This is a genomic window from Nocardiopsis endophytica (assembly GCF_027706725.1).
In the GTDB taxonomy this organism is placed as follows: Bacteria; Actinomycetota; Actinomycetes; order Streptosporangiales; family Streptosporangiaceae; genus Nocardiopsis_A; species Nocardiopsis_A endophytica.
In genome coordinates, this window is record NZ_JAQFWQ010000084.1 from 18,960 (window position 1) to 31,611 (window position 12,652).

13 protein-coding genes are annotated in these 12,652 nt (G+C 75.0%); 6 read left to right on the plus strand and 7 right to left on the minus strand.

Annotated features, from left to right (window positions below):
- Positions 1-91 precede the first annotated feature (91 nt).
- Positions 92-436 (plus strand): winged helix-turn-helix transcriptional regulator, encoded by a 345-nt coding sequence (locus O4J56_RS23420; protein WP_270688687.1) that lies wholly within the window; start codon positions 92-94, stop codon positions 434-436.
- Here O4J56_RS23420 and O4J56_RS23425 read toward each other — a convergent pair.
- Complete coding sequence (locus O4J56_RS23425; protein ID WP_270688688.1) at positions 433-1,362, minus strand: threonine/serine dehydratase; 930 nt, start codon at positions 1,360-1,362, stop codon at positions 433-435. The genes O4J56_RS23420 and O4J56_RS23425 overlap by 4 nt on opposite strands.
- Positions 1,363-1,571: 209 nt before the next feature.
- Here O4J56_RS23425 and O4J56_RS23430 point away from each other — a divergent pair, with 209 nt between their 5' ends.
- The 5 genes from O4J56_RS23430 (at position 1,572) to O4J56_RS23450 (ending at position 5,753) form a co-directional block, all read left to right on the plus strand.
- On the plus strand, positions 1,572-2,519 hold the full coding sequence (locus O4J56_RS23430) for a LysR family transcriptional regulator (RefSeq protein WP_270688689.1): 948 nt from the start codon (positions 1,572-1,574) through the stop codon (positions 2,517-2,519).
- A 37-nt stretch (positions 2,520-2,556) separates the two neighbouring features.
- Positions 2,557-3,210 (plus strand): trimeric intracellular cation channel family protein, encoded by a 654-nt coding sequence (locus O4J56_RS23435; RefSeq protein ID WP_270688690.1) that lies wholly within the window; start codon positions 2,557-2,559, stop codon positions 3,208-3,210.
- A gap of 124 nt (positions 3,211-3,334) precedes the next feature.
- A complete protein-coding gene (locus tag O4J56_RS23440) occupies positions 3,335-3,991 on the plus strand; it encodes a hypothetical protein (protein WP_270688703.1) in 657 nt (218 codons plus the stop codon).
- A 303-nt stretch (positions 3,992-4,294) separates the two neighbouring features.
- Positions 4,295-5,161: an ATP-grasp domain-containing protein gene (locus tag O4J56_RS23445; protein WP_270688691.1), complete on the plus strand. Its 867-nt coding sequence runs from the start codon at positions 4,295-4,297 to the stop codon at positions 5,159-5,161.
- Between the two features lie 91 nt (positions 5,162-5,252).
- A complete protein-coding gene (locus O4J56_RS23450; RefSeq protein ID WP_270688693.1) occupies positions 5,253-5,753 on the plus strand; it encodes a hypothetical protein in 501 nt (166 codons plus the stop codon).
- Positions 5,754-5,793: 40 nt separating this feature from the next.
- On the opposite strand, the gene O4J56_RS23455 is transcribed toward O4J56_RS23450, so the two are convergent.
- From O4J56_RS23455 to O4J56_RS23480, 6 genes are all read right to left on the minus strand, one after another.
- Positions 5,794-6,621: an alpha/beta fold hydrolase gene (locus O4J56_RS23455; protein WP_270688694.1), complete on the minus strand. Its 828-nt coding sequence runs from the start codon at positions 6,619-6,621 to the stop codon at positions 5,794-5,796.
- Positions 6,622-6,682: 61 nt separating this feature from the next.
- Positions 6,683-7,564: an alpha/beta fold hydrolase gene (locus O4J56_RS23460; RefSeq protein ID WP_270688696.1), complete on the minus strand. Its 882-nt coding sequence runs from the start codon at positions 7,562-7,564 to the stop codon at positions 6,683-6,685.
- Positions 7,565-7,877: 313 nt separating this feature from the next.
- Positions 7,878-8,705: a thioesterase family protein gene (locus O4J56_RS23465; protein ID WP_270688697.1), complete on the minus strand. Its 828-nt coding sequence runs from the start codon at positions 8,703-8,705 to the stop codon at positions 7,878-7,880.
- Positions 8,706-8,760: 55 nt separating this feature from the next.
- The gene (locus tag O4J56_RS23470; RefSeq protein ID WP_270688699.1) at positions 8,761-9,087 is read right to left on the minus strand and encodes a hypothetical protein; all 327 of its coding nucleotides are present in this window, start codon (positions 9,085-9,087) and stop codon (positions 8,761-8,763) included.
- Between the two features lie 24 nt (positions 9,088-9,111).
- Positions 9,112-10,380: a Gfo/Idh/MocA family protein gene (locus O4J56_RS23475; protein ID WP_270688700.1), complete on the minus strand. Its 1,269-nt coding sequence runs from the start codon at positions 10,378-10,380 to the stop codon at positions 9,112-9,114.
- 122 nt (positions 10,381-10,502) lie between these two features.
- Positions 10,503-11,111: a hypothetical protein gene (locus O4J56_RS23480; RefSeq protein ID WP_270688702.1), complete on the minus strand. Its 609-nt coding sequence runs from the start codon at positions 11,109-11,111 to the stop codon at positions 10,503-10,505.
- Positions 11,112-12,652: the final 1,541 nt, after the last annotated feature.

Here is a 12,652-nt window from a genome sequence, read left to right on the forward strand (position 1 = left end):
ATCGTGGCCAACGCCCGAAAAGTCCTCAAGTACGCACTTCGGAGTGGGTGGTTACCCTGTGGTGAGCGAACAGGTCGGGGAGAGGTGGGGCATGGCCACGCTGAACCGCCCGGGGGCACCGGACGGGCACATCTGCGGGATCGACACCGCGATGGAGGTGATCGGCGGCAAGTGGAAGGTCCTCATCCTCTGGGCGCTGCACGAGCACCCCTACCGCCGCTTCGGCGAGCTGCGGCGGCTCCTGCCGGGGATCACCGAGAAGGTCCTGGCCTCCCACCTGCGCGAGATGGAGGCCGACGGCATCGTGGGGCGCGTGTCCTACGACGAGGTACCGCCCCGCGTCGAGTACTCCCTCACCGAGGACGGCGCCCGGCTCAACGCGTCGCTGGAGCCGCTCGCGGCCTGGGGCCGCGAGCGGGCGGACCGGCAGGGCTAGTCCGCCGGGCGCCAGTCGGCGTTGGCGCCGCACACCACCAGGCACGGGTGCTCGGCGGGCACACGCCCGGCCAGCCAGGCGGCGAAGGGCACGGCCGCCGCGGGCTCGGCGGCGATCCGGAACTCCTCCCACAGCCGGTCCCGCGCCGCGATGATCTCCCCGTCGTCGACCAGGGCCGTCTCCACCGGGTTCGACCGCAGCACCTCGAAGGGCACATCGCCCAGCCGGGCCGCGCCCAGCGCCGAGGAGGCCACCGAGTCCACCGGCGTGTCGACCGGCTCCCCGGCGCGCACGGCCGCGTGCATGCTCTGGCACCCCTCCGGCTCCACCGCCACGACGGTGCGGGCTCCCGCCCCCAGCCGCACGCCGGCGACCAGCCCGCCGCCGCCGACGGCCACCGCCACCGCGTCGCACCAGGGGGCGTCCTGGGCGATCTCCCGACCGATGGTGCCCTGCCCGGCCACCACGTTCGGGTCGTCGTAGGCGTGCAGGTAGCGCAGGCCCTCGCGCTCGGCGTGGCGCACGGCCTCCTGCGCCGCCACCGCGTAGTGCTCGCCGGCGCGCACGAGCCGGGCGCCGGAGGCCTCCAGCCGACGGGCCTTGGCCTCGGGGACCGTCTCGGGCACGTACACCACCGCCTCGATGCCCAGCAGCCGGGCGGCGGTGGCCACCCCCAGACCGTGGTTGCCGCCCGAGGCGGTCACCACCCGGGCGGTCCTCCCGCCCGACAGCAGGGCGTTGAGCGCGCCGCGCAGCTTGAACGCCCCGGTCAGCTGCAGGTGCTCCAGCTTCAGCGTCAGCGGGCGCCCGTCCACCCGCGCGGTCAGCAGCGGCGTGCGGCGGGCGTAGGGCGCGATGCGCTCGGCCGCCGCGCGGACGTCGGCCGACGTGGGCAGATGGGCCGGAAGGGCGGTGCTCGGTGTCATGCACCCCACTCTGCCCCCGCGCCCCCTTAAGTTAAAGTTGTGTCTGCTTACATTGATTAAGCAGAGCTTTAAGAAGAGCGGGGCCTCGGACACGCGGCGGGCGGACGCGGCCCGTGCCGGTCGACCACCGGAAGAAGCGGGCTCGACCTGGGGATTCTCCGACCCGCGGAGTGCGCCGTGAGGACCGGCCCGCCGAAGGGAGGGCGCGGGTGCTCGACGCCAACCGGGTGCGCGTGCTGGTCGAGGTGGCCCACGCCGGCTCCATCAGCGCCGCCGCCGAGCGCATGTCCTTCACCGCCCCGGCCGTCTCCCAGCAGCTCACCAAGCTCGAACGGGAACTGGGCTGCGCCCTGCTGGAGCGCGGGCGCGGCGGTGTGCGCCTGACCGCGGCCGGCCGGGAGCTGCTGGCCTACGGCGAGCGCGTGATGGGCGACCTGCGCGACGCCGAGGCCGCGGTCCGGTCGGCGGCCGGGGAGGCGCCGCGGCGGCTCGCGCTCGGCGCGTTCGCCAGTGCGGGCAAGACGCTGGTGCCCAGCGCGCTGGCGGCGTTCCGGCGCGCCCACCCCGACGTGCGGCTGGCGCTGTCGGACGTCGAACCCCCCGACGGGTACGGCCTGGTCACCTCCGGGGACCTGGACCTGCTCATCACCCACCGCTACCCGGGCGTGCCGCTCCCGGCCGCCGCCGGGCTGCACCGCGAGCGCATCCTCGTCGACCCGCTGCTGCTGGTGCTGCCCGAGGGCCACCCGGCCGGGGAGCGCGGCGCCCCGCGCCTGGAGGACCTGGAGGGGGAGGAGTGGATCTGCGGCGCCCCGGGCATATCCAACCGCGTCGCGCTGGAGTCGGCCGCCCAGGAGGCGGGCGTGCGGCTCACCGTGGCGCACGAGACCCGCGACTACGAGGTGATGCTGGCGCTGATCCGGGCGGGTGTCGGCGTCGGACTCATCCCCAGGACCATCCTCGGCGCCGCCCCCAAGGAGGGATGGGCCGCGCTGCCGCTGTCGGGCGGCTCGGGCGCGGCCCGCAGGCGGGCCCTGGCGCGCGAGATCTACGTCGTCCACCGCAGGCGCCCATGGCGGCCGGTACCCGAGATGGTGGAGATGCTGAAGGGGTCGGCGCGCCGCGCGCGCGAGCGCGGCGCGGAGCGCTTCGGTTGAGGGGTGGCGGCCCACGGCGGGAGGGGGAGCGGGCGGCATGGACCTGACCGACGCCCAGCGCTTCGCGTTCGACGCGCTGGACCTGATCGGCGCGTTCGCCTTCGCGGTGTCGGGGGCGCTGGCCGCGGTGCGGCGCGGGTTCGACATCGTCGGCATCGCGATGCTGGCGTGCTGCACCGCCTTCGGCGGAGGGATCGTGCGGGACGTGCTCATCGGCGCGGTGCCCCCGGCGGCCTTCGAGGACCTGCGCTACCTGGCCACCGCGCTGGTGGCGGCCGCGCTGATCACCCTGTGGCACCCGCCGCCGCGGCTGGCGGGCGCCCCGCTGGACACCGCCGACGCCATCGGGCTGGGCCTGTACTGCGTCACCGGGACGGCCAAGGCGCTGGAGTACGGGCTGGGGCCGGTCCCGGCGGCGCTGATGGGGGTGGCCACGGCCGTCGGCGGCGGCATGCTGCGCGACCTGCTCGCCGCCCGCACGCCCTCGGTGCTGCGCCGCGACTCCGAGATCTACCTCGTCCCGGCCCTGGTGGGGGCGTCGGCCACGGCCCTGCTGGCGGCCGTGGGCGCCTACTCCCTGTGGACCGCGTCCCTGGCCGGGCTGGGGGCGATCGCGCTGCGGCTGCTGGCGCTCCGCTTCCACCTGCGCGCCCCGCTCGCCCGGGGCGGCCACGGCCGCCGGGAAGAGTGAGCCGCGACCCGCGCGTTCTCACGGATCCGGCGCGTTCCGGGGCCGAAGCCGGACGAATCAGTGCCGAAGCGGGAAAACCACTGGCGCGGGTGATCGCGGGGCCGCTAGGTTCTCCGGCGTGAACATGACCCTCGGCGACGCCTTCAACCGGCGCAAGAAGCTCGCATCGGACCTGCAGTCCTGGCTCAACCGCCTCGGCCTGGCAGGGGCGGAGCGCCGTTCCTACCGGACGACCAGTCTGGAGGGCGACGGCGCCTACCGCCCGGAGCCGGGGACCGAGAAGTCCACCTCGCGCGCCTACACCGTGCCCGAGTGTCGGGAGCGGATCGCCGCGATCCTCGCCGAGGACGAGGAGCTCGCGCTGCGCATCTCCCGCACCAACCAGCGGGCGCGCGCGGAGATCGAGGACCTCGACGGGCGCGTGCGGACCCTGTCCGTCCCCGAGCTGCTGGTGCTCAAGGACGACGTCATCCCCAAGCTCGAGCAGGCCGCGCGGGCGGTGCCGGTGCGGGCCGACGGCGTCGGCGTGTACGACAGCGGGGACGACTGGATCCGCTACCGCACGGTCAAGCGGGTCGAGCGCAAGCGCGAGTCTTTCAGCGACAAGGGCCTCAAGATCGAAGAGGTCGAGCTGCAGGGCTACGACGTCACCGAGGTCACCGACTACGGGCTGCCGCAGCGCGGCCAGTGGGACGAGATCGACCGCATCGCCGAGTTCTCCCAGCGCGTCAAGCAGGCCATCAACCGGGCCAACAAGACCGAACTGGTCGAGCTGGACTGACCCGGCGGCCCCAGAACGGCGGGGCCGGGGCACCGAAGTGTCGGTCGTAAAAAGGTATCCGGGTAGCAGGTCTCTTCGCCTATCCGCCTACCACACATTGAGCAGGTGTGTTCGTTGTACGCCTTGTAGAACGCGGCATGGAGCGCCGCGGGTAGACGGGCATATGCGCAACAGGTCACCGGTCACCGGTACCACCACCTCTGAAGGGTTCCGCACACCCTGGCCAGCCCCGGTCACCGCTCTTGGGGCCCGGAAGCTGCCCCAGCTCCGGGCCCCAAGGCCTTCGATGAGGAGACACCCCCTATGGCGTCCGGTGCGTTCCTGTACCCGACCGATCCGCTGAGGCCGCGCGCCGTCGACGAGGCCTTCCGGGGCGAGGCGCAGCGGATGCGCGCCGAGGGCGCGGCGATCGGACGCCTCGACCACGACGCGCTGCTCGCGGGCGACGCGGACGGCTCCCTGTCGTCCGTGCCGGGTGACGGCGTCACCCTGTGGTATCGGGGCTGGATGGTGCCGGTGCCGCGCTACAGGGAGCTGGAGGCCGCCCTGGACGCGCGCGGCGCCCGGCTCGCCGTCGGTGCGGACGCCTACGCGCGCGCACACGAGCTGCCGGGCTGGTACTCCGGGTTCGAGGGACTCACCCCCGCCAGCGTGTGGTGCCCTGCCGAACCCGGGCGCGCACCGGAGGCGAGCGCGCTGGCGCGCGCCGTGGCGCCTCTGGGCGGCGGCCCGGGGATCGTCAAGGACTTCGTGAAGTCGCGCAAGCACGAGTGGCACGAGGCCTGCTTCGTCCCCGACCTGGCGGACACCGGCGCGCTGCACGCCGTGGCCGCGCGCATGGTCGAACTCCAGGGCGACTTCCTGGCGGGCGGCGTGGTGGTGCGGGCCTTCGAGGACTTCCAGGGGCCCGAGGCGCGTGCGTGGTGGGTGCACGGCCGACCGGTGGCGGTCGGGGCGCACCCGGACACGCCGGGCGGGGCGCCGCATCCGCCGCAGGCCTTCCTGGAGGAGGTGGCGCGCCGCGTACAGGCGCTCGGGCACCCCTTCGCCGTCACCGACCTGGCGTGCACGGCCGATGGCCGGTGGCGCGTGGTGGAGGTCGGCGACGGCCAGGTGACGGGCATGCCGGAGGGCATGGAACCCGAAGAGGTCCTGGGGCGGCTCGCCTGACGGGCCGCGCGGACAGGCCGTCCCGGTGCTCCGGGATCCGGTTCGCGGCCGCCATCCGTGGTTAGCGCCCCGGGAGAGGAGGCGATGACCAATGACCTCGTGGATGGTGATCCTCGCACTTCTGCTCCTGCTCAGCGCCGTCTTCGGGATCTGGTGGCTGGTGCAGTGGACCGCCGGTCCCCGGAGGTACTTCGAGGCGGGTCATGCCGACCCCCGGCGCGACCGCTTCCCCGTGCGCGAGCGGGACGCGCTCGCTCCCCGGACGGTGGAGGAGGCGCCCGGGGCGGGCGACCGCTTCGACCCTCCCATCGGCGAGCGCGCCGCCGCCGTCATCGAAGGGGAGCGGCACGGCCGCTCCACCATGAGCACCAGCATCGACGCCGCCGCGCGCGGGCTCATCGACGACATGGCGGACGAGCCCGGGCACGGCCCGGAACCCCCGCCGTGGTCCGTTGGCCGGCGCCGCCGTCGGCGCCCCCGCCGAGCCGGGCGAGCGGACCGGAGTCGCTCAGGAGTGGCCCCCGCCGACGAACCGGGCTGGGGGACGGTCCGCCCCTACGCCCGCCGCCCCGGCGACCCGCGCGGCTACTAGGGGCCCGTCCGAGGGGCCGTCCGTGACACCCGCAGTTCCGTCAGGTACCGCGGCCCAGCGGTGCGGACTGCGCCGCCATGTGCAGCCGGTGGCTCCGCAGGTGGTCCATGACCGCCTTGGTCGCCTCCTCGGCGCGCTCCTCGAAGTAGGCGTGGCGCGCGCCCTCAAGGAGGTGGAGGCGCGCGTCCGGGATGCGGTCGGCGATCAGGTGGGCGTTGGCCGCAGGGGCGAACGCGTCGTCGGTGCCGTGCAGGACCAGGGTGGGCGCGGTGATCGACGGGAGGGCGTCCCAGGCGTCGTGCGCCCTGCTGGCGGCCAGGTGGGCCCTGCGCGCGTGCGGCTCCATCGACGCGTCGCCCAGCACGCGGTAGGGGCCGGGGTCGTGCCGGGTCCACTCGGGCGTGAACATCAGCCCGATCAGCGTGCGCCGCGCCGCCTCGCGGTCGGGGGAGCCCAGTGCGCGCGCGATGGCCGAGGAGGCGTTCACCGCGTTCGGACCGCCGGGCGATGTGCAGCCCAGCACCAGTGCGCCGACCCGTTCGGGGTGGTCGGCCGCGATCCACTGGGCGATCTTGCCGCCCATGGACGTGCCGTACACATGGGCGCGTTCCACGCCCAGGTCGTCCAGGACCGCCACCGCGTCGGCGGCGAACCGCCGGGTGGAGTACTCGGCCGCGTGCGGGGCGTCGGAGGCGCCGGTGCCCAGGTGGTCGGCGGCGATGGTGCGAAACTCGGCGTCGAGCGCCGGGCGGACCCCGTCCCACCAGTTATGGGCGTTGGCCTGCCCGGCGAGCAGCAGCAGCGGCTCGCCCGAGCCGCGCACGTCGTAGTGGATCCGGGCCTGGTCGGGAGCGGTGGCGTACGGCACCCGCGCATTCTAGTGCGCACCGGGACGGAAGGGGCCGCCCGGGCGGGGAAGCGCCGGGGCCTCACACCTTCGCCAGGAAGGTGCCGATGCGCGCGCGGATCCGGGGGTGGTCGTCGGAGTACCAGATGAGGTGGCCATCGGCGGCGCTCTCCACCAGTTCGGCCCCCAGCGCCTCGGACAGCGCCTCGGCGTGGGCGAAGGGGACCGCGCCGTCCCTGCGGGAGGCCACCACGAGGGCGGGCTGGGCCACCAGGGCGGTCGGCGGGCGCGGGTCGGCCGTGGCGCGCAGGTCCAGGGTGAACCCGGCGCCCGAGCGCATCCGGGAGAACAGCCCGGCGAGCTCCCGGCGCCGCTCGACGGGGAGCCGGGCGACCACCTCGCGGGGCGGTTCGGTGGACAGGCCGCCCATCATCGCGCGCAGCCCGGCCAGGGGGTTGGCGCGCATCATGCCCCGCACGCCCGCCCATGTGGCGGCCTCGGCCCCCGAGGCGAACACGATGCGGCCCACCCGCCGGACGGCGGGCTCGGGCCAGGGGAGGGGGCCCACCGAGCTCTCCAGGACCAGGGAGCGCACCAGGCGCGGGTGGCGGGCCGCCATCGCGATCGCGGTCGGGCCGCCGGCCGAGATGCCCACCACGGCGTCGACCCGCTGCAGGCCGAGGCGGCGGCAGAGTTCGGCGGCGGCGTCGGCGAACCTCTCGGGCGTGGTGCCGGTGGATGCGGGCGTGCGGCCGTAGCCGGGGCGGGAGACCGCGAGGACACTGCGCCCGCCGTCGACGAAGGCGTCCTCGCCCTGCGGGAGGGAGGCGCGCATGTGGCCGCCGTGGAACACCACCACGGCGTTGGGGCCCGCGCGGTGGAGCCGGTACTCGACGCGCCCGGCAGTCAGGTCGGTGACGGAGGTGGGGTGCTCGGGGAAGTCGGCTCGGGGATCAGCGCGCACGGGACCTCCGGGGCGGGGCCGTTGTTACAGGGGGCGTCGCAGGGACGGGGCCGGACCCTTCATCCTAGGGGCGCCGTGCGGTCGCCCCTAGGAGTCGGGTGCCGCCGTCGCCCAAGGGGCGGGAGGGACGCGTGGGCCCGCGCGCTCTGGGGGGAGGGGCGGGCGGACGTTCCCAGCGCTTTGGAGTGGCGATGCCGTAATCTACGGAGTAAAGGCGGGAGTGGTGACACGACCCCCTCCCGTCGGTGGAGCGTCGTCTGGACCCCCGGCCGTCCACACGGGCCGCGCTCCCTCGGCGCCGGGACTCGCCGGATCACTCCGGTGTTCGGACCGCCGCGATCTGGGAGGCCTGGGCGACCAGGCGGTCCTTGGCGTCCCACGCGCGCGCCGTCACGTCCATCCGGTCCCCGGAGACCTCCTCGGCCTGCATCGCGACGCGCACCGGGCCGGGAGCGGGGACGGCGCGGATGTAGGCGCTCATCTGCACGGTCGGCGCCCACCCGGGCAGGCCCAGGTCGTAGGAGACCGGCGGCACCATGTCGAGGGCCACCAGCAGCGACAGCGGGTCCCACGCGGCGCCGTCCGCCAGGCGCTGCCACCCGGCGACGCGTCCGCGCATCGACGGCCTGCCGGCCATGGCGTCCAGGATTCCGGGGTCGATCCGCTGGTCGACGGCCTCCATCAGGGGGACGCGGAACGCCGAACCGGGCACGTCCGCGGGGGAGGGCACGCAGTCGTGCTCGGGAGGCAGGTCGGCCGGTTCCGCGCGGCTCCAGTGCGGCTCGCCGCCGTTGAGGGCCCCGTTGGTGGCGATCGCCTCGACGCAGGGCTCCCCGTCCTGGGCGAGGCGGACCCGCAGCCGCGACGACCCCCTGCCCGCGCGCAGGGTCTCGACCTCCACCCGGGCGGGGCCGGGCAGCGGGGGGCGGATGAAGGATGCGGCGATGGCCGTCAGGTCGGGATGGGCGCCGCCGGTGGCCCGGGCGGCGGCGCGGCCCATGACCGCCATGAGGTAGCCCCCGTGGAGCTTGTCGCCGACCGCCCACTGCGGGTCGAGTTCGGCGCCGTAGGCGTGGTGGGCGCCGCCGGGGTGCGGGGCGGACGGCTCGGTGAGGGCGGTGGCGGCCGCGAAGTCGGCCATGAGGGGATCTCCTCCGTTAGCGGCGGGCAGGCGGATCCCCGAGTCTATTGGTCAACTAGTTGAGTACTTCATCGGGGAGGGCGAAGGAGAACGGCGGCCCCGCCCGGCCGGGGCGCCACCCGGCCGCCAGGGCGGCGCGCACAGTGCCCGCCACCATCCCCGGCGTCACCGGGACCGGCGCCTCGCCGCGCAGGACCCCGCTCGGGTGCGGGTACGGCGTGCGCACCACCAGGACCGACCCGCGCGCCTCGGCGGACTCCACAGCGACGATGAGGCGGCCTCCCAGGCAGGCCTGGTCATAGGTGGGGCGGCGCCGGACCCGCCAGCGGTAGGCGCGGCCGTCGACGGTGATCGTGCGCGACCCCTTGCGTACCAGTGCCAATCCGTCCTCCTCCTCGCGTGGGTGCTACCGGTCCCGCCCTGCGCCGGCCTCCGGCAGCGGCACCACCCGCCCCTCCAGGCGGGCGCGCTCGGCGGCGAAGACCAGCAGGTGGGAGCGGAGCGCGTCCTCGCCGCTCGTCTCCACCAGGTCCGGGTCGTCCGCGGCGATCCCCGCGAAGAACGCCGACAGCAGGCCTCCGTCGCCGCCGCCGTGGCCGGCGCCCGCGCCCTCCGCGGACTCGGGCTTCAGGGTCTCGGTGGTGCGGGTCAGGAAGTCGTACACGGTCACGGTGTCGCCGTCGCAGTACAGTTCGCCGTCGGTGCCGAAGAGGGTCGTGCGGCGGTGCCCGGCCTGGGCGAAGGCGGTCATCGTAAAGGTCCCCGTCGCCCCGCCCTCGAACTCCAGGGCCACCACCTGCCGGTCCACCACGTCGTTGTCGCAGTGGTAGACGCAGCGGCCGTAGGGGCCGGTGCGCAGGGCCTCGGCCACCGACTCGGCGGTCGGCTCCGGTGTGAGCACGTCCAGGGGCCACCCGGTGACCCCCTGCTCCAGGAAGCGGCCGTAGATCCGCGGGGCCGAGTAGGCGCACTCGGGCTCGACCGGGCACTCGGTGCAGCGCGCGGCGGCGCCCTCCGGGGCCTGCTCGGGGCGGAAGTGGCGCAAGGACCCGAACGACGACACCGCCGTGGGCTCGCGCCCCACCACGTAGCGGATCCAGTCCAGGTCGTGGCAGGACTTGGCGAGCAGCATGGGGGCGGCGTCGGCGGTGCGCCGCCAGTTGCCGCGCACGTAGGAGTGGGCATGGTGCCAGAAGCCGACCGGCTCGATGTGGTCGATGCCGGTGATCCGGCCGATCCGCCCGGACTCCACCAGGGAGGTGACCAGGCGGGTGTAGGGGGCGTGGCGGAGCACGTGGCCGACGCTGAGCAGCACCCCGGCGCGGTGGGCGGCCTCCACGATCGCCGTGCAGTCGGCCGGGGTCTGGGCCAGCGGCTTCTCCACCATCAGGTGGTGGCCGGAGGCGGCGAAGGCCAGGGCGGGCTCCAGGTGGGCGTCGTCCAGGGTGCACACCAGCGCGGCGTCGGCCATGCGGGGGAGCGCGGCGGCCTCGCGCCAGTCGGCGAACCGGGCCTCCGGCGGCACCCCGCACGCGTCGGCCAGGCGGTCGCGGTAGGCGGGGCGGGGCTCGGCCACCGCGACCACCCGCGCGACGTCGGGGTGCTCCCGGATCCACGCGGCGTAGGCGCTGCCGCGCGACCCTGCTCCCACGACCAGTACCCGTATCGGCGCCATGCGGAGGTTCCTCCTCACCTGTGGGCCCGCGGGGGCGGGCGATCACGTCTCGCACGGGGTCCTTCCCGCCGCGGGCGCCGGAGACCCGGGCGGGAGGGACCCAGACGGGGACCGGCCGGGGCTCAGCAGAAGATCCAACAGCCGTCGTCCGGGGGGTCCTGGGTGGGGTCGTCGTCGACGGGCGGGCTCTGGTCCCCGCCGCCTCCACCACCGACGCCGTCTCCGACGCCGCCGTCGTCGTCCCCGCCGCCTCCACCGCCACCGCCACCACCGCCGCCGCCGGGCGGTTCGGCCGGAGAGGTGCTCCCCCCGCCGCCGGGGGGCCGACCGGTCTGCGGCGGGGCCTGCGAGGTGTCGTCCCCGGTGGAGGGGGCCGAGTCGGCCTGCTCGCTGTCGCCGTCCTGCGCGTCGTCGGGGGAGGAGCCGGGGGCGGAGGAAGGGGCCGAGGCGGTGGGTGCGGGCTCGGCCGGGGCCGGGCTGCTGGGCGCGGCGGAGGACGCGGAGGGGCCGGTCTCCGGGGTCGGGGAGGAGCTTCCGCCTTCACCGCCCGCGGAGGAGCGCGGCTCGTCGGACGACGCTGAGAGGGACGCGGCGACGAGGGCGCCGGTGAGCGCCGTTCCCACGCCGATGACGGTGACCACGGTCAGCCGTCGGCGGCGGCGCTCGACCTTCTTCTGGCGACGCGTCGGACGCGGCGCGTCCTCGTCCGGGGAGGGCCCGTCGTCGACCATGTGGGATCGTGCCTTTCCGGTTCGGGGGTACTGCCGAGAAAAGGGGGCGCCTGGCGCGTGCGAGGGGGTCCGGACACTCCACAGCGCGACATCCCGGGATGTCGAACCGGGGCGGAACGCCGGAGGTGTGCGGGCGGCGCTGACGTGACAGACGCACGCGATCGCCGTGGGGATCCCGTTTCGGATGAATCGGTTTCCCGGGGCGAGCGCGAGAGGGGGTGTCGGGTGGAAGCGAAGGGCGTCCCGCTCCGACGCGTGGCCGGGGAGGGGCGCCGTTCGTCGCCGAGAAGCGCATCATAGGGGCGACGGGTGACTCCGGAAACCCGGAATGGGGGCGTCACGGCGTTTTGGGAGGCGAAAGCACGGTCGCCCGGCTTTGCCCGCCACGTCATCGACCCGTTGCGGTTCAGGACGCAGCGGAGTGACCGGGTACCCCGCTCGCGGGCCCCGGCCGGGTGGTGGGCCGGTGGGGTGTCGGGTAGGGGGCGGCGACGACGGAGGTCGGCGGCCCGTGCGGTAGCGCTGTCGGGCGTGGCGCGTGTGCGTGGTCGCCGCAAAGGGCAGCGACGGCACAAGCGGGGCGGTTCCCGGGCCCTGCCTGCCGTCCGTCTGGTCGCTCATGGTCCGGGCAGGCGGCTGAGCAGGTACCCCGCTCGCGGGCTCCGGCCGGGTGGTGGGCCGGTGGGGTGTCAGGTAGGGGGCGGCGACGACGGAGGTCGGCGGTCCTCGCGGTGGCGCTGTCGGGTGCGGCGCGTGTGCGTGGTCGCCGTAAAGGGCGGCGACGGCACAAGCCGGGCGGTTCCCGGGCCTTGCCTGCCGTTCGGCGGGCCCCTCGCGGTCCGGGCGGGTGGTGCGGTGGGCGGGGTTCGTGGTCTTCGTCGCCCCGGGGCGGGTGCCGGTCCCTCGCGGCGAACCCCTCAGGTCCGTGACCTCGATGAACACTCCCCGTTACGCGCGGGCGGGGCGGGATGCGCGCTCCGCGACGCCCTGGAGGCCTCCGAGACGACTAACACGGTGAAACCAGAACACGTTCTGCAATCGACATGCCCGATTCGTGTCCAACCGGGGTGTTCTTGCGGCATGCGGTCAAAGGGGCTCGGAGGTCCGGGTACCCCTGTCGCCGGGGCGCACGCGGGGCCGATATCGGCTACGCACGGTGATGCCGGGTCCGGTAAACGGGCTCGGCGTGCCGTTTGAACCCCTGCCGGCACCGAATCCCGTTCTGGTGTCGCGATGAACGCACGCTCGCGCTGTCCGCTGGTCCGCTCCAGGCGTCGAACAGGGCGTAGAAGGGGCCTTGGCGTCCCGGAAACCGGGCAAAGCGGGCGCCGTTGCGGTACGGGCTCGACCGGAACCCGCCTTCCGGGCGCCTTGGTGGTGATCGCCCCCTACCGGGCTGGGCTTGGCGTCGCTTTCCTCGTGAACGTCGCGGAGGGGGCCGCCCGTGCGACGCATACCGGGCATAACGGACAGCGGGAGAGGGGGTCGGGCATCCTGTGTCGTGGAATCGACGCTTTTTGGCTGATCAGGCGTCGGTTTCA

Coding starts and splice junctions, on each gene's coding strand:
- O4J56_RS23420 (WP_270688687.1), top strand. CDS start 92: ATGGCCACGCTGAACCGCCCGGGGGCACCGGACGGGCACATCTGCGGG.
- O4J56_RS23425 (WP_270688688.1), bottom strand. CDS start 1,362: ATGACACCGAGCACCGCCCTTCCGGCCCATCTGCCCACGTCGGCCGAC.
- O4J56_RS23435 (WP_270688690.1), top strand. CDS start 2,557: ATGGACCTGACCGACGCCCAGCGCTTCGCGTTCGACGCGCTGGACCTG.
- O4J56_RS23440 (WP_270688703.1), top strand. CDS start 3,335: ATGACCCTCGGCGACGCCTTCAACCGGCGCAAGAAGCTCGCATCGGAC.
- O4J56_RS23445 (WP_270688691.1), top strand. CDS start 4,295: ATGGCGTCCGGTGCGTTCCTGTACCCGACCGATCCGCTGAGGCCGCGC.
- O4J56_RS23450 (WP_270688693.1), top strand. CDS start 5,253: ATGACCTCGTGGATGGTGATCCTCGCACTTCTGCTCCTGCTCAGCGCC.
- O4J56_RS23465 (WP_270688697.1), bottom strand. CDS start 8,705: ATGGCCGACTTCGCGGCCGCCACCGCCCTCACCGAGCCGTCCGCCCCG.
- O4J56_RS23475 (WP_270688700.1), bottom strand. CDS start 10,380: ATGGCGCCGATACGGGTACTGGTCGTGGGAGCAGGGTCGCGCGGCAGC.
- O4J56_RS23480 (WP_270688702.1), bottom strand. CDS start 11,111: ATGGTCGACGACGGGCCCTCCCCGGACGAGGACGCGCCGCGTCCGACG.